At 43.3% G+C, this 24241-nt stretch carries 28 protein-coding genes; 25 read left to right on the top strand and 3 right to left on the bottom strand.

Annotated features, from left to right (window positions below; all coding sequences use genetic code 11):
* Positions 1 to 459 precede the first annotated feature (459 nt).
* The 3 genes from R7070_RS14620 to R7070_RS14610 all read right to left on the bottom strand — a co-directional run bounded on the left by R7070_RS14620 (position 460) and on the right by R7070_RS14610 (position 1867).
* A complete protein-coding gene (locus R7070_RS14620; protein WP_153646147.1) occupies positions 460 to 729 on the bottom strand; it encodes a hypothetical protein in 270 nt (89 codons plus the stop codon).
* A 225-nt stretch (positions 730 to 954) separates the two neighbouring features.
* Entirely contained in the window at positions 955 to 1167 is a 213-nt protein-coding gene (locus tag R7070_RS14615; protein ID WP_005490250.1) for a hypothetical protein, read from the bottom strand.
* 55 nt (positions 1168 to 1222) lie between these two features.
* Entirely contained in the window at positions 1223 to 1867 is a 645-nt protein-coding gene (locus R7070_RS14610) for an antirestriction protein ArdA (RefSeq protein ID WP_005490147.1), read from the bottom strand.
* A gap of 210 nt (positions 1868 to 2077) precedes the next feature.
* Here R7070_RS14610 and R7070_RS14605 point away from each other — a divergent pair, with 210 nt between their 5' ends.
* From R7070_RS14605 to R7070_RS14485, 25 genes are all read left to right on the top strand, one after another.
* A complete protein-coding gene (locus tag R7070_RS14605; protein ID WP_005490181.1) occupies positions 2078 to 2269 on the top strand; it encodes a hypothetical protein in 192 nt (63 codons plus the stop codon).
* A gap of 280 nt (positions 2270 to 2549) precedes the next feature.
* Positions 2550 to 2960 carry a hypothetical protein gene (locus R7070_RS14600; RefSeq protein WP_065870683.1) on the top strand — a complete coding sequence of 137 codons (411 nt, stop codon included), beginning with the start codon at positions 2550 to 2552 and terminating at the stop codon, positions 2958 to 2960.
* On the top strand, positions 2953 to 3459 hold the full coding sequence (locus R7070_RS14595) for a phage terminase small subunit P27 family (RefSeq protein ID WP_153645924.1): 507 nt from the start codon (positions 2953 to 2955) through the stop codon (positions 3457 to 3459). Before R7070_RS14600 ends, R7070_RS14595 begins: the two co-directional genes overlap by 8 nt.
* 16 nt (positions 3460 to 3475) lie before the next feature.
* On the top strand, positions 3476 to 4036 hold the full coding sequence (locus R7070_RS14590) for a hypothetical protein (protein ID WP_257968131.1): 561 nt from the start codon (positions 3476 to 3478) through the stop codon (positions 4034 to 4036).
* A 9-nt stretch (positions 4037 to 4045) separates the two neighbouring features.
* A complete protein-coding gene (locus R7070_RS14585) occupies positions 4046 to 4240 on the top strand; it encodes a hypothetical protein (protein ID WP_029860027.1) in 195 nt (64 codons plus the stop codon).
* A 123-nt stretch (positions 4241 to 4363) separates the two neighbouring features.
* Positions 4364 to 6124: a terminase large subunit gene (locus R7070_RS14580; protein WP_023667246.1), complete on the top strand. Its 1761-nt coding sequence runs from the start codon at positions 4364 to 4366 to the stop codon at positions 6122 to 6124.
* 9 nt (positions 6125 to 6133) lie between these two features.
* Positions 6134 to 7459 (top strand): phage portal protein, encoded by a 1326-nt coding sequence (locus tag R7070_RS14575; RefSeq protein WP_065870682.1) that lies wholly within the window; start codon positions 6134 to 6136, stop codon positions 7457 to 7459.
* On the top strand, positions 7422 to 8276 hold the full coding sequence (locus R7070_RS14570) for an HK97 family phage prohead protease (RefSeq protein WP_318141233.1): 855 nt from the start codon (positions 7422 to 7424) through the stop codon (positions 8274 to 8276). The genes R7070_RS14575 and R7070_RS14570 overlap by 38 nt, the downstream gene beginning before the upstream one ends.
* A 94-nt stretch (positions 8277 to 8370) precedes the next feature.
* Positions 8371 to 9561: a phage major capsid protein gene (locus R7070_RS14565; protein WP_005490214.1), complete on the top strand. Its 1191-nt coding sequence runs from the start codon at positions 8371 to 8373 to the stop codon at positions 9559 to 9561.
* A 15-nt stretch (positions 9562 to 9576) separates the two neighbouring features.
* Positions 9577 to 10125 (top strand): head-tail connector protein, encoded by a 549-nt coding sequence (locus R7070_RS14560; RefSeq protein WP_005490067.1) that lies wholly within the window; start codon positions 9577 to 9579, stop codon positions 10123 to 10125.
* 12 nt (positions 10126 to 10137) lie between these two features.
* Positions 10138 to 10482, top strand: a complete 345-nt coding sequence (locus R7070_RS14555; protein ID WP_029848884.1) for a head-tail adaptor protein — start codon at positions 10138 to 10140, stop codon at positions 10480 to 10482.
* Complete coding sequence (locus R7070_RS14550; protein ID WP_065870680.1) at positions 10475 to 11083, top strand: hypothetical protein; 609 nt, start codon at positions 10475 to 10477, stop codon at positions 11081 to 11083. The genes R7070_RS14555 and R7070_RS14550 overlap by 8 nt, the downstream gene beginning before the upstream one ends.
* Positions 11084 to 11085: 2 nt before the next feature.
* Positions 11086 to 11454, top strand: coding sequence for a hypothetical protein (locus R7070_RS14545; protein ID WP_229617673.1), 369 nt, complete (start codon positions 11086 to 11088; stop codon positions 11452 to 11454).
* A 12-nt stretch (positions 11455 to 11466) separates the two neighbouring features.
* Positions 11467 to 11922: a hypothetical protein gene (locus R7070_RS14540; RefSeq protein ID WP_069534971.1), complete on the top strand. Its 456-nt coding sequence runs from the start codon at positions 11467 to 11469 to the stop codon at positions 11920 to 11922.
* A 63-nt stretch (positions 11923 to 11985) separates the two neighbouring features.
* Positions 11986 to 12324, top strand: coding sequence for a hypothetical protein (locus tag R7070_RS14535; protein WP_318128349.1), 339 nt, complete (start codon positions 11986 to 11988; stop codon positions 12322 to 12324).
* Positions 12325 to 12368: 44 nt separating this feature from the next.
* Positions 12369 to 12662, top strand: a complete 294-nt coding sequence (locus R7070_RS14530; protein WP_153645927.1) for a hypothetical protein — start codon at positions 12369 to 12371, stop codon at positions 12660 to 12662.
* A gap of 15 nt (positions 12663 to 12677) precedes the next feature.
* Complete coding sequence (locus tag R7070_RS14525; protein ID WP_153645928.1) at positions 12678 to 14972, top strand: phage tail tape measure protein; 2295 nt, start codon at positions 12678 to 12680, stop codon at positions 14970 to 14972.
* Positions 14973 to 14983: 11 nt separating this feature from the next.
* Positions 14984 to 15565 (top strand): hypothetical protein, encoded by a 582-nt coding sequence (locus R7070_RS14520; protein ID WP_029860508.1) that lies wholly within the window; start codon positions 14984 to 14986, stop codon positions 15563 to 15565.
* 11 nt (positions 15566 to 15576) lie between these two features.
* Positions 15577 to 16116 carry a hypothetical protein gene (locus R7070_RS14515; protein ID WP_065870678.1) on the top strand — a complete coding sequence of 180 codons (540 nt, stop codon included), beginning with the start codon at positions 15577 to 15579 and terminating at the stop codon, positions 16114 to 16116.
* A gap of 2 nt (positions 16117 to 16118) precedes the next feature.
* Positions 16119 to 16517 carry a DUF6950 family protein gene (locus R7070_RS14510; protein WP_153645929.1) on the top strand — a complete coding sequence of 133 codons (399 nt, stop codon included), beginning with the start codon at positions 16119 to 16121 and terminating at the stop codon, positions 16515 to 16517.
* Positions 16518 to 16520: 3 nt separating this feature from the next.
* A complete protein-coding gene (locus R7070_RS14505; protein ID WP_228514038.1) occupies positions 16521 to 21671 on the top strand; it encodes a fibronectin type III domain-containing protein in 5151 nt (1716 codons plus the stop codon).
* A 3-nt stretch (positions 21672 to 21674) separates the two neighbouring features.
* Positions 21675 to 22049 carry a hypothetical protein gene (locus R7070_RS14500; protein WP_029848922.1) on the top strand — a complete coding sequence of 125 codons (375 nt, stop codon included), beginning with the start codon at positions 21675 to 21677 and terminating at the stop codon, positions 22047 to 22049.
* Between the two features lie 15 nt (positions 22050 to 22064).
* Complete coding sequence (locus R7070_RS14495; protein ID WP_005490094.1) at positions 22065 to 23072, top strand: radical SAM protein; 1008 nt, start codon at positions 22065 to 22067, stop codon at positions 23070 to 23072.
* Positions 23072 to 23602, top strand: coding sequence for a hypothetical protein (locus R7070_RS14490; protein ID WP_097371868.1), 531 nt, complete (start codon positions 23072 to 23074; stop codon positions 23600 to 23602). Before R7070_RS14495 ends, R7070_RS14490 begins: the two co-directional genes overlap by 1 nt.
* 8 nt (positions 23603 to 23610) lie before the next feature.
* Positions 23611 to 23976: a D-Ala-D-Ala carboxypeptidase family metallohydrolase gene (locus R7070_RS14485; protein WP_169602111.1), complete on the top strand. Its 366-nt coding sequence runs from the start codon at positions 23611 to 23613 to the stop codon at positions 23974 to 23976.
* The last annotated feature ends 265 nt before the right edge of the window (positions 23977 to 24241 follow it).

The raw sequence follows: 24241 nt of genomic DNA, 5'->3' as shown, positions 1-24241 counted from the left end.
GGATGGCTTGGACTTGTCTTAGAGTTCCCCTAATGACCGCCTTTTGTCCCCTTGAGTTGATACTTTAATAACTCTAAGGCACTGTTTCTACAGACGAAATCGTCTCATAGTAGGCTATCTTGGAGGAAATGCGAGAAGAAACGATCTCATAGTTATCTGAATGTCTTCTCTAAGTCTCTCTAAGCTTCTTTAAAGGCTTAACTGGTACTATCCCATTAGTTAATCCCTCAAAGCGTCTTATATGGCTTTACAGAAAGAATTTGATGCACACAGCAACGCTATTCTAGACCCCTGATTCTAGAGCGTAGATCGCTGCGTGTTGGTCTTGGTGGTGGGAGGTGGGCGCAAGGTATAGCCTTGTGATCAAGACCGTTAGAAGGGCTTACAGGCTCTTAGCGAGGTAAACGCTAGAAACGAAAAAAGCGTCCACAAGGGACGCCTTTATAAATACTTGGAGTGTTATCTGTTGTATGGCTCTAGGAGGTCGTGAGGTCTCTTCAGGTGAACTTTGTAATCACCTTGAAAGCCGAGGTTAACGAAAAGCTCATTGGTGTAGCAGTTATCGTAATTGACCGTTAAATATCTGCTGTTGTTTACCTTGTTTACTGTTTTTTCGTTGTCTACTGGTAATCCGTTACGGGTAATGCAATCAAGACCAAACTTATTAATCATATCCTCAATGAACTGGATAGCTTCTTCGTTGAACTTAGATTTAACTATGTGTTTCATCTTCCGTACTCCTTAGCTTGCCTTGATTAGTTCGATAAGCTTTTTAATTGCTTGTCCTTTTGGTGCTTTGACTTCAAGGTCACGGAAGATAGCTAATTCAGTTAATGAGTCTATTGATAGTAGAACCATTTTGATTTCCTTTGTGTGTATGTTTTTGATGGGTATGAGATTAATTTATCTCAATGAGATCGTCAATACTTTTATGAGACGATTTCGTCTAACTGATCATTTTATATCCATTACGATTTCCACTAGCTGAGCGTTCTTCTTAACCTTGTTAATTTTGGACTTCAGCGTGTTGTGTTTCTGGTTAAAAAGCTGCTCCGCCTTGTAGACTGGTACAGACTCCAAGAACACCGCAAAGAGGGCATTTTGTACTGTTTCATCGTCATAAAGAGCCTTTACAAGTCGTTTTAGTTGTGCGCTGTTCAATTTCATATGTTTAACCTCAAAAGTGCTTATAAAAGGAGGCTTTGCGCCTCCCTAGATTTAATTAGTTGTGAAAAGCATAATAAACGCGCTCACAGTTCTCAATACGTCCTGAGTCGATGAATGTAAAGTCCATCGCTAGGTCACGCCCGTAACGCTCATAATCAAAGTATTGCTTTAGGTTTTCAGGCATTTCAGAAAGTAAGCCTGTTTCCTCCGCGTACAGCTCCGCGAACGCTGTAGATTCTGCGTCGTTCATGAATTGGCAGATAGACACGGTAAACTCGCCGTAATACTTATCAGAGATCTCAGAGACCTCGATACCATAACCAAGGGCTGCAATCACTAGGTCTTCATCTAGATCAGCTTCTAGTGCCTCTTCGTAGCCGTTCCAATCCATGAAACCCCAACCGCTACCGTAAGAAGTGAAGCAACCAACTAGACCGCCTTCGTCGTCCACTACGCACCAATCACGGTTAAGGATGTGCGCTGCTTCTTCGTCTGCTTCTAGAACGTCTAGACCTGCTTCGTTTTGTAGTGCTTCAGAAATCCATTCTGCAAGGTCTTTGCTGTAGGTCTCAACGATTTCTTGAGCATCTAGCCATAGATCCCAACCGTCAGCAATGCCATAGAAACGAATACAGATAGTTTGCTCGTTCATTGCTTTAGATGCTTTTTCTAGTGCCTTGATGATTTCTGAAGTTTTCATGTGTATTTCCTTTGTGTGTGTGTTTTTGATGGTTATGAGATTAAATCGTCTCATAGTTATCTGTCAACAGTTTTATGAGATTTTTTCGTCTCAATTTCGCTGTTTTGTTTTGATGGGTATGAGATTAATTCGTCTCAATGATCCTGTCAACGGGTGTGAGATAATTTTGTCTCAATAATTTTTTTTAAAAAAGATATGGAGGGCTTTTATATGGTGCTCAATGTAGAGCTATTAGACGGTGCAACGGTGGAATATAAAGAAACCTTCTACCTTCTCCGCTACGAAAACGGGCGCGTCTCTATCACTGAGTTGTTCACGGGCGTTCGCTGTCCAGACAGTGAGACAGAAAGAGAAGTGATGAGAACGATTGTCCAGCAAGTAAGCAAAGCAAACCAAGAATAAACAAACCTCCCTCCCCATTAGACAGACCCCAACGCGCTCACACCTTGCTCATTTATATAAAAAATTATGAATCTCACTGGCTCCGGTGGGTGGGTGTGGTGGTGCTCCCTCAGAATTAATCAACTTGTTGCAAGCCTTGTCCCGTAAGGGGTGGCAGGGGGGAGGGTGGAGGGTGGTGATCGTGCATGACGATTGCGGCTCGGAGTGATTTTTACACAAAACGTCGTTTACTTTTCGTCAAATTTTCAATCAACCAAATCAAGCATTTAGGAGATAGCTAATGTTTTTATTACATCGAAAACCTTACTACGTTTGGTTAGGTCGCCGTATTGGGTTGACCAAGCTACAGACGGCAAGTGTTTTCAGACTACAGCGTAGTTTCGTTGAGCATTATTGGGGATCTACTCCACCTAAAAGTGCTCGTGATGTCTTGATTGAAGAGTTTGTGTTTGGGTGTATTGAGGCTGTTTTAGAAGGGGAAGTCATTGAGGATATATACCACAAGGTGCAGTCAGGTTTTTACCGTCAACGTACCGTAAAGGATATTGAGGGAGACCTAGATAGAAAGCTAATGATGATGTCTGATGAAGCAGAAGCACGGCTTCAAGGACTAAGCATGAAGTGTTTGCAGAAACTTACCGATGCCCGTCAAAGACTCTCTAAGCAAAAAAAGGAGGTAATAAATGGGTAGACCCTCAAAACCTATACATGAATTGAAAGCTAACGGGACGTATAGACCTTCCGTACATGGGAGTGAAGAAGACCGTCCACAACTAGCTATTGAAGCTCCAGAAACCCCACGATTTCTAAATGAAGAAGCTTTGGTCTACTTCCAAGAGATCGTTGGTTATGGAATTGACATGGACATTATCACTAAAGCTGATGCTGTCATTGTTGGTCTTCTCTCGAACGAACTAGGAGAGTGGGCTGAACTGAACCAAGCGGTACGCGAAGAGGGCGTGATGGTTAAGCTCCCAACCGCTACAGGCTTCATGCAGGACGTAGTGAACCCAAAACTCAAGATTCGAGACGACAAAACCAAGGTGATCTTAAAGATGCTTGGTGAGTTGGGTATGAGTCCTGCTGCACGTTCAAAAGTGCAAGTAAACGAAAAGAACAAACAAGAGAAAACGGCTCTAGGCGAGTTCCTAGCGGCAGTCAACAATCAAAAGGGAGGGCAGACCCATTAACTACTACACATTATTGGTGCTGTATATCGCAGCGTCCGTCTTATCACAAGCCTTAACGTCTCAACCTATTCACTTGCTAACGGTTGCAGGTGTTCCTATCTGGATGCCTCTATCAGCTTTGACGCTGGTTCCGTTGGTTGATGTGCTTCGATCATTCACTCAAGCGCAATCTGAACGTGAAAATCGAGATTTCAAGAAGGTAAGCCTTCAGATGCTAAGTGGTTCGTTCGGTGTAGCTGCTCTCTGTGTAGCCTTTTTAGGTCTACCTTTGCCTATCTTCATTGGCGTTCTATTGGCTGTCACATTTGGTGGTCTCGCTGATGTGCTCGTGTTCAAGCGCATGGGTGAGTTCTTTACGTCTCCCATTAAGCGCATGGCGGTGAGTAACGCTGCTGCTACTTTGCTAGGTTCGGGGATTGTGTTCTTAGTGGCTTTCACAGACCTCATCTTCCCAAACAACGAACTAGCTAAACCATATCTACACGCTGTCACTGGATGGTTGACTCAATCGACCTTCATTTGGGCTTCAAGCCTCGTGATTGCGGCAATGCTTAACAAACTTAAACGTAAACAATAAAGGCTCGTTATGACTCTTCAAGAACTGGTACTAGAACAATTCCCTTCATTAGAAATGGACGGTATTCGTCATTTACCGCTATGTGACATTTTCACGATCACCTACAAGGGGCACTTGATAGGTTACTTCAATCCAAGACACAACGAATTGCGTCTAGATCGTGATGAAATCAACAAGCTAACAGGAGGTGAGAACGGTGTGTAACTGCTCTGCTTTCTGTTCTTGTGAGTGTCTATGTGGTGCTTGGGACGATGTGCCATGTTCTTGTTGGGATTTCGAAGACCTTTATACGGATGAGGATGATGATTTAGAAGAATAAGGAGGTCTATGAACCCAACTAAAGCTCAAATTGAGCGTGTCCGTAAAGAGTTGGTAAACCATAACCTCACTGATGATGATCAAACCTACGAACAAGTCCACAAATACGCTGACGATATTCTATCCGGCAAAATCAAAGCGTGTAAGCAGGTAAGAAAAGCTGCTGAACGTCACTTCAAAGATATGTATCGGTCACTCTATGACCCTTCCTATCCATATCGTTTTGATCCCGTAAAGGCTCAACGAGTCATTGACTTCTACAAGTTCATTAAACACACGAAAGGTAAACTTGCACGTACTGTCATGAAGCTCATGCCTTGGCAGCAATTTTGTGTAGGTTCGATCATTGGGTGGGTTTACAAAGATACCGGCTTTCGACGTTTCAAACAGGCTAACATTTGGGTAGCCCGTAAGAATGGTAAGTCAACTCTCGCTTCAGGACTCGCATTGTACTTCCTCATCGGTGACGGTGAGACAGGTGCGGAAATCTACTCAATCGCTGTTAAGAAAGACCAGGCTAAGATCGTCTTTGATGATGCTGTCAGGATGCTCTCGATGTCTGAACTGAAGGAAGTCCTTACAGTAAAGCGTGACTCTATCGCGTTCGAGGCTGAGTTTGCTAAGTTCGTACCTCTTGCTTCAGACTCTAACTCGCTCGATGGTCTTAACACGCACTGCTTCATTGCAGACGAACTTCACTCATGGAAAGACCGTAACCTTTGGGGCGTAATGGAGACCTCAACGGGTGCCCGTGAGCAACCTATGGCGTTCTCTATCAGTACGGCAGGTTGGATCTTAGACGGTATCGGTAAGGAACTGTTTGATGATGGCGTGACCATCCTTGAGAACTACGGTCTAGAAGAGAACGTCTTCACCATGAACTACACACTAGATGATGGTGACAAGTTCAATGATCGTAATTGCTGGATAAAAGCAAACCCTTGTCTTGGTGTTTCCGTTAAGGAAGAAGATATTGAGCGTCTATGTCGTAAGGCTGAACGTATGTCTTCAGAACGGGCAAACTTCCTAACCAAGCGTTTGAACGTATGGGTAAACAACGCTGAAGCATGGCTGAACCTCGATAAGCTCTACCAATGTGCAGATGAGAACGCACGTTTAGAGGACTTTGAAGGTCGTGATTGTATTATCGGTGTGGACTTTGCCGATTACCTTGACTTGACCTCCGTTTGTTATCTGTTCGTCAACAATGACGGTACGTTTAACGTCTTCTATGAGAACTTCTTACCTCACTCCGCAATGGATAAGGTATCTGAGCAAATGAGACAGCGTTACTTGCGTCTCGATGATGAAGGTTATCTGAATATCCTCAACGTTGAATCAATGGATTATACAACGCTTGCAAGTGTTCTAACTGAAGCGTCCAAAAGGTTCAACGTCCAGACAATCGCCTATGACCCTTACCATATGACCGCTATTGCTACTCAGTTAGAAAAGCAGCGTCTTCCTATGGTCTCTATCACTCAATCTAAAGCCAACCTCTCGGAAGCTTCCAAGCTCCTAGAGCGTTACATCTATGACGGCTCCTTTATCTACAACGGTGATAAAACCTTTGAGTGGGCTGCGTCTTGTGCGGTGGTTAAAACAGATGACCGTTCGAATATTCAGGTGTTCCGTGAAAATCACAACACACAAAAGATAGACCCTGTGATTGCTACGATCATTGCTCTCTCAATGGCTGAGATTCAAGAGAAACCTAAAAAGTCTCCGTACTCAGGTAGAAGCGGAAGAGGTCTAATTGTACTTGGCTAAGGAGGTTGAATGGGTTTATTCAGCAGACTCTTTAAGGGTTCGCCTAAACCAGAAAGTAAATCCGTTAACCCCTATATTGACGCTCAACTAAGGAACGATGGTTCCCGTCATGCAGGAGTTAACGTCACTTATACAAGTGCCATGAGACAAGCTGATGTCTATACATGCGTTCGCATCCTCAGTGAGTCCATTGGCATGATTCCAATGAAACTATACAAGCAAAAGAGTGGGGTGTTTGAAGAGGTCTCTCAGAACACTCGTGACTACAGAATCTTTTGCCAAAACCCTAATGGGTACATGACTTCGCAGGAACTAAACGAGCATCTAGTAACTGCTTTGATGCTGAGAGGTCATGCTTTCCTTGAAATTGTTCGTAACTCTCTGAACGGTGTTAGTGAACTTCTACCTATGCGTTATCTCGATCAAGTCAACCTCAGTATGACCAATGAAGGTCTTCCTGTTGCTCGATGGGTTGATCATAAAGGTAATGGACAGGTCTCATACGCTCCGTTCAACGAGGAAGGGCTGCTGGACATTAAGCTTCAGTCCCTTAACGGCTTTCAAGGTATCTCTCCAATTGCTCTTATGGCTGAACAAATCGGTACGGCTATAGCAGCACAACGCCACGAGGCGAAAATCTTTGAGAATGGTACACGCCTAAGCGGTGTTCTCTCCACTGAAGACTCTTTAGACGATGAGGCTATTGAACGTCTTCAAGCGAGTTGGAACGGTGCTTATGGTGGTACGGACAACGCAGGTAAGGTAGCCGTGTTAGAGCATGGTCTGACTTACACAAACATCACCATGACTAACCAAGACGCTCAACTTTTAGAAATGCTTGGGTTCAGTCGTGAACAGATTGCTGCTGCGTTCCGTGTTCCTGTCCATATGCTCAATGACACTTCAGCACAGACGATGAATAACGTCGAACAGAATAACCTTCATTTCTTGAAGAACACCTTAATGCCGATCATCACAAAGTTAGAGAACGCTTACAACAAGCTGTTGCCTTCTAACATGGTCGTTCGCTTCGACACTCGGCAGTTCGTAAGGGGTGATATTCGTACTCAAGCTGAAGTAGCGGAGATCTTAATCAAGAACCGCATCATTAGTCATGAAGAGTCTCGTGAAATGTTTGACTTAGCTCCTGCAAACGAGAAGGAACTGTTCGTTATCCAATCGAACAACTACGTGTGGGGCACTAGAGAAGACTCACAGAAGTTAGCTGAAAGGTTAATGAACCCTCCTAAAGAACAACCAAAACAACAACAAGAAGAAACAGAAGGAGTTAATACCAGTGCTGAAGAAGAGCAAGGTAAAGACTCTTCAGTTTGATGTTGATGAATTAAGTAACGAAGGTGTTATTTCTGGTGTCCTTAATTACTTCGGTAATAAAGACCATGCAGGTGACATAACTCTCAAAGGTGCGTTTAAGCACAGTATCAAGAAGATTGAAGAGAGTGGTCGTCACCTTGTCATGCTGTGGCAACACGATCCAGAAAAACCTATTGGCATTTGGAAAAATCTTCGTGAAACCTCGCGAGGTCTTGAGGGTGAAGGTCACATCAACCTTGAGACTGAACTAGGTCGTGAAGCCTACGCTCTAGCCAAACAGGGCGCACTTTCGGGTATTAGCATCGGGTATTGGGTAATTGATGAAGAATACGACTCGAAGACAAAAACAAACTATCTAAAAGAACTAGAACTTCGTGAAACTTCTCTAGTTACCTTCCCTTGTAATGAATTAGCACGAATTGAAGAGGTGAAGAAGATGAAATTAGACGAGAAGGGTTTACCAAGTGACGAAGAACTAAAAACGTTCCTAGTTAGCTGCGGTACAAGTGAAGAATTAGCTATGGCAATCGTAGCTAAGTACATGCCTGATTACGTCTCCCCTGAAGAAGAAGCACAGCGTAAAGCTGAAGCTAAAGAAGAAGTAAAAACTACTCTCGAAAGTCTGTGTGAAAAACACGGCTTGTCCCTAAAAGAAGCTCTAGACGCGATTGAAGGTGTTGATGAGGTTCGTGACTCAGATGTGATTGCTAAAGAAGAACAAGAAGACGAAGACGAAGAGCAAGAACAGAAAGAAGAAGAACCAGAAGAAGACGCTGAAGAAAAGAGCGATTCCCTAGACGATTTCTTTACTAAATAAACCTCCCTTCCCATAGGAAGGAAAGCCTCACTTGGTGCTCTTTAAGGAGGGCGCTAAGGGATTCTTATAACTATAACAAGAGGACAGAATTTATATGAAATTTGATATTAAATCTATTGAGGAAATCACCAACACTGCTGAAATGAAGCAAGTAATGACTGAACTTGCTCACGCTCTGGCAGACGTTGAAGCTAAAGCTCGCGATGCGAAACCTGCTGAACAACTAGAAGCAGAAAAGAAAGCAGAACGCCGCGAAGTTGTCCGTAAATTCCTAAACTCTGCTCCTGCTAAACAAAGCCTAGAAACATACGTTAAGCAGCTTGATCTAACCTCGGCAGGTAACACCATCGAAGAGGAAATGTCGAAGGAGATCATCAAGCTTGCAATTGCTAACGATGTTTTCCTATCTGAGATCGGTTCACAGACCGTATCGAGCACAGACTTCCGTCAATTGGTGCTGAAGGTTCGTCCAGACGTTGAGCAAACAGGTGAACAGGACGGTGTGACTACGCCAGTAGCTAACACTGGTACGCAGAACTACATCGAGGTATCTGCACTGTTCGCTAAAGTGTTTGCAATGCCTATCCTTACTCACGAGATTCTACGTGACTCGCACATCGACGTAGAAGGTGAGTTGATGAGTCTTATTGCTGAAGAGTGGACTTTCAAGCTGATCGACATGCTTCTATATGGTGACGGTAAGAAAGTTAACGGTATCCAGAACCTACGCGGTCTTCTATGGCATCGTGTAGACCGTGAGAACGGCTTCACAGAGTCTCTAAAAGTAGACGGTGCGCGTGACCCTGATTACTACCAAGTGATCAAGACAGGTGTTGATGGTGCCTTCGGTGCAACTACTGAAGCTGTTGAAGACTACTTCATTGACCTTCAAGCTTCTCTACCTCAGAAATACCAATCTTCAGCGAAATGGTACATGAACCTGAAGACGTTCAGCGAGTTGAAGAAGCTGCGTACTGAGCAAGGCTTCCCGATCATCGAGTTCGGTAAGTTCTCTATGTCAGGTGCAGCGTGGGGTGAAGGTTACATCCTGCTAGGTCGTCCTATCGTGATCGTGGATCAGCTACCTGTTTCTGACTCTAACGCTACGCCAGTTATCTACGGTGATCTGAAGTCTGCGTTCAAGCTAGTTCCTCTAGCTGGCTCTGAGCACTTCCTGATTGACGACATCACAACTAAAGGTGCTCGTACAATCTACCTAGATCAACGCTTCGGTGAAATCGTAGGTAACTCAGACGCTATCCGTATCGCTCTGCAAGCTCTGTAATCGTGAGGTGCGATTATGGGTTATTCAGTTCTTAATCGCATTAACGAAGGAGTTGTAACTTACGAGCAAGCTGCTGCTCATCTAAGGGTATGGGACGAAGAAGATCGTCCCTATATTGAGTCCCTAATCGACGCAGCGATTTCCTCGGCAGAATCCTATATGAAACGCTTCATAGGGGAAACATGGGTATCCTTTACGCTTTCTAGCTTCTCACAAAGGCTACCCTTTCCTGACCCTTCGGAAGTCTATGATGTTCTCTACTTAGACAATGAAAACAACTTACGGGCAATCCCTGTAACTGATTTCTTCCTAGATCGTCTACGTAACCGGATCATCTATACGGGTTCCGTGAGTCAGAACGAAATGCAAAGCATTGAGGTAGTGGCTACTTTCGGTTGGGGTGCTAACAAAGTACCTCCTAGCGTTAAGCACGCTATCTTGATGTTGGTTGCAACTCTATACGAAATGCGTGAAGACGCTACGGTTGGTCAAGGTGTGACAGTTACTAAAGTACCTGTTACGCACCAATACCTTTTAAATCCTTATAGACATTATTCGGTTTAAAGGGGGTAGCAAATGAGACGAGGTGCGCTAAGGCATCGACTACAAGTTTATGTTCCTACCTCATACGTCTTTGGTGGTGAGGTGGCTGAATGGTCTCTCTTAGGTAAACCGTTAGCTTCAGTGCGAGTCCTTGAGGTCTCAGAGACAACAAGCGGTACGAGCATTCAAGGTGTAGAAACGGTTGAGTTTACTGTTCCGTACTCAAAGAAACTTGAAGATAACCCTCACGATGTGGTGATTGTCCATCGAGGTGATGAGTATGACGTAACAGGTATCCGTAACGTTGGTTATCGTGACCGTGAACTTCGTATTCAAGCGAAGCGTTATGAGGGCACTAAGAGAGTGCCTAGTGTCTAAATATGGTTTAGTCACCTTTGACCTCTCATTTAACGGTGAAACCAACTTATCAGCCATAGAAGACGAAATGGTTAAGCTCTTTGGTGAGGTCGGTGCGGCTTATAAGAAGAAGAAAAATCACTCGCTGACCGTTATCCAAGGTGCTCTTAAAGATGCACATCAAGTTATCTACAGGGAGTGTCTAGTACGCGCTCCCACTATACGCGCTGATGTTCTCGCAAATGAGTCTGTAGAAATGCGTGACGTTCATCTAGGCGATCCTAAATACATGGTCGAGCGTTCAGCTCACGGTAAGAAGTGGCTTAAAGACGGTATTGTTGCTCGAAGGATAGTTACCTTCAAGTATCCAGTATCCCGTTACGCTGCTGCTGTTGAATATGGTCGTCAAGAGTTCATGCAGGTTGTTAAGAAAGCTCCTTATGGAATTACAAAAGGGGAGACGGATTTCTGGCTTCGTAAAGTAGGAGCAATGGAAGCTCAACCTTTCTTAATACCGTCACAGAGAGACAAAGCAGATCAAGCGTTAAATATATTCGCATCGTCTTTATCTAATCGTTGGTTAAAGGTTCTAAGGAGACTCGAAAGAAAAAATAAGAGGTAAAGGTGGAATTAGAAATTATCAACTTCCTTAAACCCCACTTAAATAATATGGAAGGTTACATCACTCGGAAACCTGAAGGTGTTTCCATTCCTTTCTTCGTTATTGATTTGTCCGTTTCTCGTGGTGAATCTTTATATGGAAATAACGGCAAACCTCTAGGTTATGACTATGACCTACGAATTAATGTGGTTGATACCCGTTATATGTCTATTCGCTCTCTTAGAGATACTTTAATTCAAGTGCTAGACGGTTTTACTGGAAATATCGGTGGGGTAGATATTATTGACTGTCAATTAACAGATAGCACTTTAGGAATGAATTTAGATAAAAGCTATGAGGGTGTTCTTTTCTTCACAATAAAAACAAAATAAGGAGAAAAATAAATGTCAGGTATCGGTCGTGGTACTCGTGGTATTGACACGAAACTTTTATACAACCTAACAGCAGGTACTACTTCAGCTTCAGATTTTACGCTTGAAGTTGGTGATATTACAAGTATCGGTGAGTTAAGTGATTCAGCGAGTACGTCAGAAGTAACCGTGTACGGTGAAGGTTACACAAACACATTCACAACGGTTAAGAACGTTGGACAGGTAGACCTAGAGTTTCTAGCAAACACGGAAGATGCAGGTCAGACCGCACTAGAAACACTATACGAAAACCAAGAGACGGCTTCTTTTGATATTCGTCTAATTCAAGGTGATCGCCAAACAGATTACATGTTTAACGGTCAGGTAAGTAAATTCGGTATTACTTCGTCTGCTGATGATGTAGTGCGTTACTCAGTGTCTCTAGTAGTTCACGGTAAGGTGACTAAAGAGAATAAAGCGTCTGCTTAATCTTTAGGTTAATTAATTTTAGGGACTACTTAATGTAGTCCTTTTTTTATGTCACAAGGGGAAATGATGAATCGAAAAGAATTACTAAAACTTCTAACTAACAAACCTGTTGAATTTGAAGTAGAAGGTTACGGTAAATATTTCGTTAAAGGTATGAACACAATGGATTACCTTTTTGCGGCTGCTCAAAGTGAAGCTGATGAAAACGGTGAAATGAATCAAGAGGGTTTTTTCGCTGCTTTAGTCGTTCGTTGTGTTCTTGATGAAAATAAAAAGCGTCTATTTAAAGACGAAGATATTGAAGTAGTGAAAGAAGCTGATATTTCATTTGTGCTTCCTTTGGCTTTGAAGGTTCAAGAATTATCTAATTTCACAAGCGGTGAAGAAGTAAAAAAGGGCTAGAAGACCTCCGTAATGACCCCTTCGAGGTCTTTTGCTTAGAATTAATGCTTTATTGGGGGCTAACCTACGAACAATTCAATGAACAGCCTCTAGCGTTAATCTACAGGTTATTCCTTCTAAACCAAATCAAACCTTTCCTTCCTAGTAACTCATGGATTCAAGCAGGAACAATCGCAGCAGCCACTTACAACTCAATGGCTGGACGCAAATGTAAAGCTCTAGGTTATGACGATATTTTCCCATTCATGCGTGAAGACAACGCAGGGGATATTAGGGAAGGTCACGACGAAGCCTCACAGCAAGCACTACATCAAAAGTTAAACGCAATGTTTGGTTAATAAGAAGGAGGCTTGATGGCAGGAAGAAACGTTACTATCGGTAACGTCAATATTGCCATGAGTGCCAACGCAGCCAAACTAATCCAACAGACAGAACAAGCACAGAAAAGCTTTAAAGCCTCTCTCAAGAAGATGATGAAGAATATCTCATCCTTCAACAGTAAGGTTGGGACTATGGCAGGTTCAATCCGTAACCTGTCAGGTTCTTTAACTCGCTTAGGTCTTGTTGGTACTGGTACAACGGCTGCGTTAGGTACGCTTGGTTATACGCTTTATGAGAACCAACGTGAAATGCAACGTATGGCTACAACGGCAGGGATGACCGTTGAGGAATACTCAAAGCTAACTCACGTTACAAACAGCTTAGGTCTTGAGAACGAGTACCTAGCTGATGCCCTAAAGGACTTGAACGTTCGTGTGGTTGACGCTGCTTCAGGCGGTGGTGCTCTAGTCGATTTCTTTCTGAGTATCGGTGAGAGTGCTGAAGATTGGATTAAGCTAGACCCTGTTCAACAGTTCTCTAGGTTCCAAGAAACGATCTCTCGCATGGATGCCAGCACAGCTAAGTTTTGGGCTGATGAGGTCAACGACAGTATGTATCGACTGTCTACAACGATGTCACGTAGCGGCAGGACGCTTTCAGACTTCGTTAATGAAGCTGACAGTTTAGGCGCAGGTACAAGCGGTAAGTACATCGGACGTGTGAACGAAATGTATGAGTCGTTCCATCGTTTGAACATTATCGTTCGTGAGATTGCCTACACGACAATGGCTCTCTTCAGTAAGACCCTAACGTCCGTCTTTGATGAAGCGGTACGTACCTTCAAGGGTATGGTCGATGAGGGCGAGACAGCAGGTGGTGTGATCTTCAAGCTGAGTAAGCAGATCGCAACGAATATCTTAGAGGTTATTCAGACCGCTACTGTCCAGATTCAGAAGTTTGTTTACAAGGTGATGCTTCTTCTAGGGAAGATTGATTCTAGCTTCCTAAGTGACCTTAAAGATCAAGCTCTAATTGATTTGATTGAGGTTGAGAAGAAAATCTCAGATATTGAGGAAAGAATCACTCAAAGTAAAAAGTCCTCTGGTTTACGTTCAAGTGCTATTTTCGGTCTTGACGTTGAGCACCTTAGCAAACAATTAGACGACTTAAAGCGTAAGAGAGACGAATTAAATAAAGAGGTCAATTCTGGTTTTATTTCAGGTCTAATTGAAGAGGTTAGTAACGTTAGTTATACCGTACCGAAAGAAGCCACTACAGAAATAAGCAATCAATCGAAATCTCGTCAGGTATTAAACGATAATATTCGTGAAGGTGTTGCCATTATTGAGCAACTAAAAGAAACACAGGATTTAAGCTCAAAGGCAGCTTTAAGAGAACTTCAAGTTCAGAAAGCAAAAATTAAAGCAGCTAAAGAATATTACGAAACTATTAAGCTGACTGATGGTAATAGGGAAGCTCTACAGCAGCGTATTAAAGACGCAAACAATGCTTTAAAGTCAATTTCCGAGACAGAGAAACAGCTTAAAAAGAAAATAGCTGATGAGGAAAGAGAACAAGAGCGTAAAGATAAAGACGAAAAACTAAAAGATGAACGCTCTTATTTAAATGCTCGTCTCCGTATGGCTAAAGAGTTTTATAACAACTCTCGAATGGAAGCCAAATATAACTACGAGTTACAGAAGTTAGATTACGACGAACAGCTAAAGAATGAGTTAATTACTAAAGAAGAACACTCAAAATTACTAGAGAACTTAGCGTTACAGCGCGCTCATAACGAAATCGCTATTGAGACAACTAAGTACGCACAAGTTCTTGATGGTATGAGTTACTTCTTCAATGAAAGTAAAACAATGGCTAAGGCAGCGTTCGCTCTAACTAAAGGTGTAGCTCTTAGTGAAACTCTTATTGCTCAGTATCAAGCGGTTGCTCAAGTTTGGGCTTCTAAAGCCACTTGGTATGAGAAGGTATTCCAGTCAGTACAAGCTGCGGCTGCTGTAGGTTCAGCTATAGCAGGTATCCAAGGCGTACAAGGTCAGTTCCACAATGGCGGTCAGATCCCACGTGACGGTACTTACTACATGGAAGGTGGTGAGATCGTTATCCCTAAAGACCGTGTAGGCGAGTACATCGACGCTGTAAACAAACAAAACGAAGGTCAGGGCGGTGGGACGGTTATCAACTCCACGATCAACATGGGTGCAAACCTCGTGGATGAGAAAGTCATGGCTCAAGCCTTGGCAAAACAGCAATCAACTATCGCCGCTCTCGTCAGAAAAGAACAGAAGAAACGTCCACTACGTAACTAGGAGGTCTATTCATGGTGAAGACCATTCCTACGCAGTTGATGATCACTGATGTTTCAATCACTAACTATCATCGGGTTTATTCCACTGAGTCTATTTCGGGTATCCAATATCGAAGAGATTCAGGCGTTCAGTGGTTTAAAGGAAGTATCACGCTGCGTGCTTATGGCTATGAGAACGTGAGGCGTTTAAACGGTTTTCTAGCCAGCCTTAAAGGGAAACTTAACGAGTTCGCACTTCCTCTAGGGGGTGCTTACTCAAATCCTCAACTAGCGGTAGAGCCTTACCTCAACGGTAATCACTCAACGGGCAATACCACAATTTCATTCACATACAACGGCACTGCTATCACAGCAGGCTCAGTCTTCAATTTACCTAACGATTCAAAGCTATACACGGTTGTGGAAGACGTAGGGGGTGACGGTAACTACACGATCATTCCTGCGTTACGCACTGACCATGTGAACCTCGAACAAGCAAACTTCAAAGCTCCCATTATCACAGCGTTATTAGACGGGAACGAAACAACGATTGAACACGAGGGCAACGGTCAGCTCGCCTCCGCAACTATTTCTTGGTCTGAATCATTGAAATAAGGAGTAACTATATGTCACAGCAGCAGATCTTACTTGTAGAGCTACGTTACAAAGATCACTCTAATGGGGAAATCACGCCAGTAAGACTCACAAGCGCACCTTTCGATGTAGAACATGCAGGTGTCACGTGGTCTGCTGCTGGTGATCTCCTTTCTATAGGTAAGACAGAAAGTACGTATGAATTAATTACTGATGGTCTTGAAATTACACTGTCAGGTATTAACCAAGCGTACCAAGCAATTATTGAACGTCACGGTTTTCGTAATGCTCCAATTGACGTTTTCCTCGCAACGCTACCAGAAAATACAAACGTAGTTAGTTCAGCTAAATATTATCATCGTGGGTTCGCTATGACCCCTGTAACTGAATTTGATGAATCTTCGGGTTCTATTACGGTTGCTTTTGAAACTCAGTCAGCATTTAAAAACCTAGATTTAAATAACCAATTAATGACGACTTCATTAGCTCATCACCAATCTTTACATCCTAACGATAAATTCTTCCAGTACACAGCAGATACCTCACTAGGTGAAGAGAATTGGAGAGATTAATAATGTTTGATAAAGCAAAAGAAATAATCGAGGAATATAAAGGAAAAGAACATATTAGAGGTGAGAGGGATTGTAACCTTCTCATCCTTAAATTATTCGACGAAGAAAACTACAACAAAATGAAAGGTCGATATACGACTATTAGAGGTGGTGTAAGAGTCTCTAAGAAAGTATATGGCGTTCGCTCAATGCTTGAATATTTACAGAAAAACGAAAGCTTCAAAGAAATACCTCACGGCTATCAAAGACCTCTAGACGTAATAGCGTTTAAAGGACAGCACAATTTATATATCAGCTTAGGTACTAAATGGTTCGGTGTAATTGAAGGTGACGTTTTTGGTTTTGTCTCTCCTGAAGCTTATTCAAAGGAGGACTACGTAGTTTATAGAAAGGAGATTTAATAAGTGGGCTTAGAAGCAGCAACTATAGCTTGGATTTCTGTTGCGGTGTCAGTTGGTACGTCCGTCTATGCAATGACAATGACACCGGACTTAGACAAGAAAAACAGTAACGCAGGTACGAAGATCACAAAGAACGGTACGCAGTCACCTCGAAACCGTGTCTACGGTACTGCAATCGTAGGTTGCACCTCTGTTTACTCTAACGTTCTAGACCGTGACAGGTCTTACCGCCTTGATGTTTTCTCAGTGGGCGGTATCGGTGAGCTAACACTACACAATGTTTGGATTGATGATGTTCGTATGTTTGAACAAAACCTTTCCTACAATTCATCACCTTACGATGCCTCTTCAGGTATCTTCAACTCTGGACAGATGCGTCCTCGTTACCGTAAATCTGATAAATTCCAGATGCAATGGCGTTCAGGTCACGAGAATCAAGTAGCCGCTCAACTAGCGGTGGATAACAGTGACGGTGAATGGACGACAGATCATAAAGGTTCAAAAGTACCTCACATCGTAATCTTTGCGGATTACACAACAGACCAAGATTACGTCTTCTTCAGTGACCGCTACAACATTACTGCACTTGTAACAGGTGGTGCCGTTTACGATCCTCGTGAAGCGGATAACGACTTTGAAGTTCCTACAACATGGACAGGTAAAAGCTCTAACGTAGCTCTAGCGGTTTATGATTATCTGACCTCTAGTTACTATGGTCTAGGTATTAAGCCAGAATACATTGACGAAGCTTCGTTCGCTTACGCTGCGAGTTTCTGTGATGCTAACGGTCTTGAAATCAATTCAGCGATTCGTGCAGATGATTCATTCGCTGAAATCCTTCAGGACATGCTTATTTGTTGTGGCGGTTCGTTGGTTATCTCGAACGGTAAAATCAAGTTCTTAGTCGAGGAACAGGAGCTAGTAGCTTTATACGATTTAGACGACGACTTGATTATCAAGGATTCACTGAAAGTTAGCCCTGCGTCTACTTCAGATTACTACAACGTAGTTAGTACCACGTTCAAATCAGAGATTAACCGAGATAACGACGACGACTTCATTATCCCTGCTGATGTCACTACAGACGAAAGGGTTCTTCAAGATGGCGAGGTGATCACCAAGTCTATCAAGATGCCTTACTCTCGTGACGCTTTCGAAAGTGAGGGTGGTGTTGTTAACAATGGTGTTAAGTACATTACCAATGTTATCTATAACAAGGCTAACTTCCAATCAACAGTAACCTTTGATCTAGACCTTCATGCGTTCCCTATGTTAGAGCCGTTGAGTGTAGTCTCCATCACTAACGAGGCTTACGGTTTTAATGAGAAGAAGTTCCGTGTGTTGTCTATGGAGATCTCTACTGATTCTGACCGATTCAACATTGCGAGAATCAATGCGATTGAATACGACGATTCAATCTATACAGGTACTTTAGGAGGCGCTACAAGTCTACCAAGACCTCGACCATTAGATGAAATCCAGCCACCTAAGAACCTCACGTTCAACCTAGAGGCATTCGTTATTTCTGGTTATGGTCTTCTACGTTGGGAACACGGTTCATTCACTCCAAGCACTGCTTACGATATTGAATACCGCCTTACAACACAGACTGAATGGACTCGTTACCGTTCAGCGCATAAAGGTGACAATATCGCTATGTATGACCTAAAGGGTGATACTTACGATTTCCGTGTAAGAACATACGATACGGTTCTAGGTACGTCAGAGTGGGTTGAGTTGTCTTCTATTGAAGTTGCTCCTAACTACACATTACCTGCTGTTACAAACCTAAAGGTTGATACCTCAACGCCTCACTTCCGTTTCACTTGGGACGATATGAGTGATGTGACAGTAGACAACATGCCAGATCCAACGTCACCTACAAGCGGTGGTTCTACTGGTCGTGTTGCTGATATTTTCAAACACTACAGAGTCCAGCTACACGTTGACGGTGTTCTCTACGTGAACGAGACGTTAACCACTAACCAGTTCACTTTCTTCTATGAAGACAACAAGGCGTTATTCGGTACGGCTAAACGTGAGGTCACTCTTACGGTAGTCATGGTGGACAAGTACGGTGTTACTTCAGCTCAGAATAGCTTGGTTGCCTCTAACGATCAGTTGGGAGTGGCTACAGGTATCAAGACGACTAACACTAATGGTAACGCTACGATTGAGTGGGAACCTCGTAACGAACCAGACTTTGAAGGTACGTTAATCTTCGTGTCCTCAGTTAGTGGGTTTACTCCTAGCGATTCAAACCTACACGCTGTTCTAGGTAAAGAGTCTTTCTACGTCTACAACTTCGACTCTGAAGATAAGAGTGATCGCTACATGCGTATTGCTCACTTCGATACGATGGGGCGTGACTCAGTTACTTATAGTCCTGAGATTGTCCTTTCGTTTAACGGTGCAATGGACGCTAAGTTAATCCGTCTAATCTCTGAGTCTCAAGTATTCGCTATTGATAAGTATGGTACGCCTTCGCGTGATTCCATTACGTTCACAGCGTCTACTCAAAACACAACAGGGGATGTTACATGGACAGTTAACCCTTCAGTGGCTCTTACCACTACTGCTAACCCTAACGAGCGTGTCTTATCTTACTCAAATATGGGTAATCACGAGCAAGTAACGATTACAGTTAGCTGTGACGGTGTAACTGATGTGGTATCCATCTATAAGGTTCGTGATGGTCAAGACGGTAAGGACGGACAGGACGGTCAAAACGGGCAGAATGGTCAAGACGGTAAAGACGGTGACACTATCTATGAGCAGTACCGTTACGGTCAGGTGGTTACTCCTGATGCCTCATGGACACAGTGGGGTGCAGACATGCGTTCTACTGATATTTATCGTCAAACACGTTTAGTGACCAATGGCGTAGGAGGTAATCCTGGTACTGTCCATCGTATATCCGGTATTGATGGTAACAATGGTCAGGACGGTGAGCGCGTCTTTGTGATCTACCATAAGAATCCTGTAGGTATAGCTAACCGACCATCAACGCCTACAAACAACTGGGCTAACGAGGGTTGGAGTGAAGACTCTCAAGACGCTCACTGGATGAGTCAGAAAGTAGCTAAAGCCATTGATGAAGAGCTAACGTTCTGGTCTTTCCCGATTGCCTTAACGGGTGATAAAGGTGAGGACGGTGTGGTCGATTACAACGAGGTCGATAACCGTATCAACACGGCAGCTTCTCAAGTTGAAATGACGGTTAAGACGTATACTGACTCTAAAGCGGGACAGGCAGAGAGCAACGCAAAGGCTCATGCAGATAACAAAGCAACTGTGGCTGAGAATAATGCTATTAATCGTGCTAGCGCAGCATTAGACAGCCGTATACCAGCGGCACAAGCTGAAAAGCTAGGCAACATTACAGGTTCTAGCGGTCTCTCTTTTTACAAAAGGATTGTTGTAAACGGAGATGCTGATACCTATTACCCTGTGATCGTTCATGGTGGACATCAAGACGTACTACGTACAATTAAAATCTGGCGTAGATACAATGAAACTGCTCCTAACACATGGAACACATCGACCCATAGGGGGGCATTGATGTTCACGTGGTTAGGTAACTTTGGTGGTTGGGGTGGTGCTCGTTACCGCTCAACAATCCTAGAGTACGGTGAGGTTTATTCCAACATGATCGCCCACTGTTACCGCTACAATCATTCACAAGCAATGGTGTTCTTCCTGCGTGGAGGCGGTGCGGTTTATCACATGGGTTCAGATCAGACCCTTGATGGTGTTGAGCGTGAGAACCCTTCAGGTGGTGGTTCTGGTATCTACTACAGCAGTAGCATCAAAAGCTTTGTCTCTTCGTACTCAAGCAGCAGTGATGTATATGCTCCGGCTCCTATGTCTTCTCCTGATTTGGACGCTCTACGTGACCAAATGAAGACACAAAACTCGCTAGGTCAATACATCAAGAACCTAAATGCAGATAACATCACGGCAGGTAAGGTATCTGCTCAGTACGTACAAGCTGATGTTTACGATGGTACGCTGGTTAACGCCTCGAACATTAACGTAGGTCAGCTAAACGCTAAGCACATCAACACGGAAACGTTCACGGGAACCAGTGCGTTATTCGGTGCGGAAGTGCAGGGTGGTACGATTACTGGTGCAGTAGTACGAACTTCATCTTCGGGTGCTCGTGCAGAAATGCGTGAGACAGGCTACAAGTTCGCTGCATATGACGATAACGGAAACCCTACGTTCTACGTAGAGAATGACGGTTCGGTTGTCATGAAGGCAGGTCGTATTGAATCCGATGTTCTAGATACTATCGGTAGTTCTTCTAATATCGTTTCTTGGGTTGGTGAAACAGCACGAGGCGGTGAGATCAAGATAGATAGAAGCAACATAATCAACAACACGGTTGAATACTTCCCTCTACCTGCGTTCATCACTACTGGTGAAGTAGGTCTTCTAACAGCTCGCTTGTTTAGTTCTGAAGGTCTATTGATCCAAAATGAACAATCAGCGAATTGGGGTGAACCTGCTCCTGCTCAGAAGACATTAGCATCTACAGACAGTCCACGTATCCACTTGGTTAACACTAATAACGGTGTACTAACTGACTTAGGTTACATGAAGATCAGCTACACGACTCAATCAGGTAACGGTACTTACAACGAGAAGTACAACACTGGTACTTACGGTTGGCGTAAAACCTACGCGCACTTCTACCTAGAGAGTGTACCTGCTGATTTCAAAGTGAGCGGTGGTACAAACCTTCAAAACTACAAAGTTCGTGTTCTTACTTCCCATATGGCTACAGGCGATACTTTACGCGCACAGGCGGCAACATTCGATACCCTTGAGTACGTAGAGCAATCTGTAGGTGGTCGTTATCTTCCTCACAGCTACAAAGTTGTTTGGGAAGGTTACGCTACCACTGTAACTAACGAATGGGGAGAAGGTCTGTACCTAATCATAGGTATGGATAAAGGCGATTGGCGTAGATGGGGTTTTGTGTTCGTAGCTGATAAAAACGAGAACGTAGACCTATACGCTTACGAAGATGAAGCAAGGACGATCTTCGCAACGTACAGTGCTGCTTACGTTGAGTATCGCTATGACACAAATATCTTCCGTAACTCTGAAGGTTACGTTTGTAAAATCCTGAAACTAACAGGGAGATAATTAATGGCAGACACGTATGAATCTCTTCTAAACAAGGAGGTTCATACTGTCTACTTCTCAAAGGCTAATCCAGTCGAATATCAAATCTATCCCGTTCCTTCAAACTTGGATGATTGGTACATCTATGAAACTACTAGCCTCAAAGAAGTAGGCGGTATGATGTATGACCCCTCAACGGGTACTTTAGTACCTGCTCAACCTTCTATAGAGGATACGCTACGTTGGCGCAAAGAAGCCTACGAACAAGAAGCTGACCCTCTATATCTCGATGCTCAATTCGATATAGCTACAGGTCGTAAGACAGAGGAAGAGGCTCTACAGCCTTGGATCGCTAAAGTAGCTGAAATCAAAGAAAGATACCCTCTACCAAACGAATAATTAAAGGAGGTCGTCTTGTATTACGACAACGTATCTTACCAAGTTCAAGTGACTAACGATTGTTTCTTGGCTTGTGACTACTGCATGACAGCAGAAACCAATATGAGAAAGCAAGTAGCCTCAACGGATACCGTTAAGAAGCTGCTTAATGCATCTCTAGGTTTTCGTTCTGTCTACATGGTGTTTCTTGGTGGTGAGCCCCTAATGGCTGGCAAGGGATGGTTTGAAGAAGCCTTCTCACATATCAACCAACAAGAACACCTTTTGGTCAACTCTCGAATCTACACGAATGGACTTCTACTCGATGATGAATGGGTTGATCTCTTCAAGCGTAATAAGTGCCAGATTGTTTTTAGTTACGATGGTCTAGGTAACGGAAAGAAAGGAAGCAAGCGCGCCTTAGAGAAGCTTACTACTTATTCTGATGCAATCACCTATGCCTCTATGACAATGAGTGAGAGCAACTATAAGAGTCTCATTGATTGCTATAAGCAGGTCTCAGAAGCAGGTGTTAAACGCTTTGCTGTCCAGTTCGATATTTACGCGAACAGTGAGTTAATGACTTTGTTTGGTCGTGAGGTTTGTAAGCTGTTTGAGTACATCGAGGCTAACCCTAATGGTGCTAAGTTCTCAACGTACAATGACGCTCGTTTCGTTATGACAGGTAAGGGAAGACCTCTATCTAACGAGTTCGATCTGACAGTCATTAACAACGACTATTGTATCAATGCAGACGGTAACATCACTTTAGGTGTTCCCGATTGTTTAGACCCTGAGTGGCAGCTAGGAAACGTTAAGGACTTAAAGCACGTTAACGATCTGCTTTTCAGTGACGTTATGCGTCAAGTTAACCGTGACTATATCGAATCACTAAACCTAATTGGTGATCTCGCTAAGGTGAATCACTTGACTCATGGGGGCGGCTTCTTCTTTGACAAGAAGGGAATCATGCCAATGAATCGTCCCAACATTCCTAAGCTTCATTGTTATCGTGAAATCCTTCGATACTTCGGGGAGGTCTAATGGCAAACATCCTAGCTATTCGTCAATTTGAAGAAGGTCAGGCTATTGGTAGTGAATGGCTCAGTAAGGACTACAGAGTCGAATTAGCCACTGAATCTGACCTCGAAATCGCTGATTCACTCTACGAATCAATCAAGAATCTACCTATGGGGGAGAACTACTTCAGAGATTACATCAATCACGTGAAGAGTATCAGTGGAGACCCTTTCTGTGATGTTAAGTATCTCATCAAGAAATCAGATGGAAACATCGTAGGTTATCTAGGTCTCGATACCAACAAGAGAACCATCAACGATTTCGCCCATATCCCTCTCATAGAAGACTATGACCCATTAATCACTCTATACATCAAGCAATGGCTAAAGATCCATCCAGACTACGACAAGGTTTATTTCGTGATGCGTTATGGACGCACAAAGACTTCACCAATAGATAAACACTTAGGGGTAGTGATGGTTGGTTGTATCAATCCAGATATGCCAGATGAGCATGGTAGCCACTGCTATTACATGCGTACAGAAACACGCTAAGGAGGTTTATGTCACGTTGGAAAAACTTTTCTGACAACGAATTGAAATGCCGTTGTGGTTGCGGTCAAAATAACCCAAACCCTGAGTTCATCGAGTTGATGAACATCGTCCAGTTCATGAGGGACTTCCTCAAAGTACCTCTTCCAGTATCCTCCGCTTATCGCTGCGAAAACCATCCAATAGAACGAAAGAAAGTAAAAGCAGGTTGGCATAACAAAGCAGCTATTGATCTCAAAGTATCACGTGAGGTTGCTCATAAGGTCTTAGAGCTGGCAATGAAACTAGGCATAAAAGGAATCGGTGTGAATCAGAAAGGTGATCACCGATTCATTCACTTAGATATGCGCCCTGATCGTATGATTTGGTCGTACTAACTCAAGTTGATAGTCAACTATTTGCAATGGTTTGTCGTTGCTTTATACTGAAACTCAAGTTTACTCCCTACCAACTTTAATCAAGTTAATGATTGGAGGGAGTGAATGGTATTACGTCATGGGGATAATAGTAAACTCGAAATCACGGACACTAACTAGCTATCGTTTCGTGACTTTGATGAGCGTCTAAATGCCGTGTTAGCTTTGCTTCTTTTAGTTGAGCTCTAAAGGCACTAGCAGCACTATAGAAAACACTAAAGACTTG

The organism is Vibrio sp. 1557, assembly GCF_033340175.1.
Classification (GTDB): Bacteria; Pseudomonadota; Gammaproteobacteria; order Enterobacterales; family Vibrionaceae; genus Vibrio; species Vibrio alginolyticus.
Note: the sequence above shows the minus strand (reverse complement) of the source record. Positions and strands in the feature narration are given on the sequence as shown.

What these genes read in the sequence shown, in the direction of transcription:
- R7070_RS14540 (WP_069534971.1), top strand. Translation starts at nt 11,467, where the DNA reads ATGTCAGGTATCGGTCGTGGTACTCGTGGTATTGACACGAAACTTTTA.
- R7070_RS14510 (WP_153645929.1), top strand. Translation starts at nt 16,119, where the DNA reads ATGTTTGATAAAGCAAAAGAAATAATCGAGGAATATAAAGGAAAAGAA.
- R7070_RS14575 (WP_065870682.1), top strand. Translation starts at nt 6,134, where the DNA reads ATGGGTTTATTCAGCAGACTCTTTAAGGGTTCGCCTAAACCAGAAAGT.
- R7070_RS14525 (WP_153645928.1), top strand. Translation starts at nt 12,678, where the DNA reads ATGGCAGGAAGAAACGTTACTATCGGTAACGTCAATATTGCCATGAGT.
- R7070_RS14620 (WP_153646147.1), bottom strand. Translation starts at nt 729, where the DNA reads ATGAAACACATAGTTAAATCTAAGTTCAACGAAGAAGCTATCCAGTTC.
- R7070_RS14485 (WP_169602111.1), top strand. Translation starts at nt 23,611, where the DNA reads ATGTCACGTTGGAAAAACTTTTCTGACAACGAATTGAAATGCCGTTGT.
- R7070_RS14555 (WP_029848884.1), top strand. Translation starts at nt 10,138, where the DNA reads ATGAGACGAGGTGCGCTAAGGCATCGACTACAAGTTTATGTTCCTACC.
- R7070_RS14560 (WP_005490067.1), top strand. Translation starts at nt 9,577, where the DNA reads ATGGGTTATTCAGTTCTTAATCGCATTAACGAAGGAGTTGTAACTTAC.
- R7070_RS14615 (WP_005490250.1), bottom strand. Translation starts at nt 1,167, where the DNA reads ATGAAATTGAACAGCGCACAACTAAAACGACTTGTAAAGGCTCTTTAT.
- R7070_RS14610 (WP_005490147.1), bottom strand. Translation starts at nt 1,867, where the DNA reads ATGAAAACTTCAGAAATCATCAAGGCACTAGAAAAAGCATCTAAAGCA.
- R7070_RS14565 (WP_005490214.1), top strand. Translation starts at nt 8,371, where the DNA reads ATGAAATTTGATATTAAATCTATTGAGGAAATCACCAACACTGCTGAA.
- R7070_RS14535 (WP_318128349.1), top strand. Translation starts at nt 11,986, where the DNA reads ATGATGAATCGAAAAGAATTACTAAAACTTCTAACTAACAAACCTGTT.
- R7070_RS14515 (WP_065870678.1), top strand. Translation starts at nt 15,577, where the DNA reads ATGTCACAGCAGCAGATCTTACTTGTAGAGCTACGTTACAAAGATCAC.
- R7070_RS14500 (WP_029848922.1), top strand. Translation starts at nt 21,675, where the DNA reads ATGGCAGACACGTATGAATCTCTTCTAAACAAGGAGGTTCATACTGTC.
- R7070_RS14585 (WP_029860027.1), top strand. Translation starts at nt 4,046, where the DNA reads ATGACTCTTCAAGAACTGGTACTAGAACAATTCCCTTCATTAGAAATG.
- R7070_RS14580 (WP_023667246.1), top strand. Translation starts at nt 4,364, where the DNA reads ATGAACCCAACTAAAGCTCAAATTGAGCGTGTCCGTAAAGAGTTGGTA.
- R7070_RS14605 (WP_005490181.1), top strand. Translation starts at nt 2,078, where the DNA reads ATGGTGCTCAATGTAGAGCTATTAGACGGTGCAACGGTGGAATATAAA.
- R7070_RS14600 (WP_065870683.1), top strand. Translation starts at nt 2,550, where the DNA reads ATGTTTTTATTACATCGAAAACCTTACTACGTTTGGTTAGGTCGCCGT.
- R7070_RS14490 (WP_097371868.1), top strand. Translation starts at nt 23,072, where the DNA reads ATGGCAAACATCCTAGCTATTCGTCAATTTGAAGAAGGTCAGGCTATT.
- R7070_RS14595 (WP_153645924.1), top strand. Translation starts at nt 2,953, where the DNA reads ATGGGTAGACCCTCAAAACCTATACATGAATTGAAAGCTAACGGGACG.
- R7070_RS14530 (WP_153645927.1), top strand. Translation starts at nt 12,369, where the DNA reads ATGCTTTATTGGGGGCTAACCTACGAACAATTCAATGAACAGCCTCTA.
- R7070_RS14520 (WP_029860508.1), top strand. Translation starts at nt 14,984, where the DNA reads ATGGTGAAGACCATTCCTACGCAGTTGATGATCACTGATGTTTCAATC.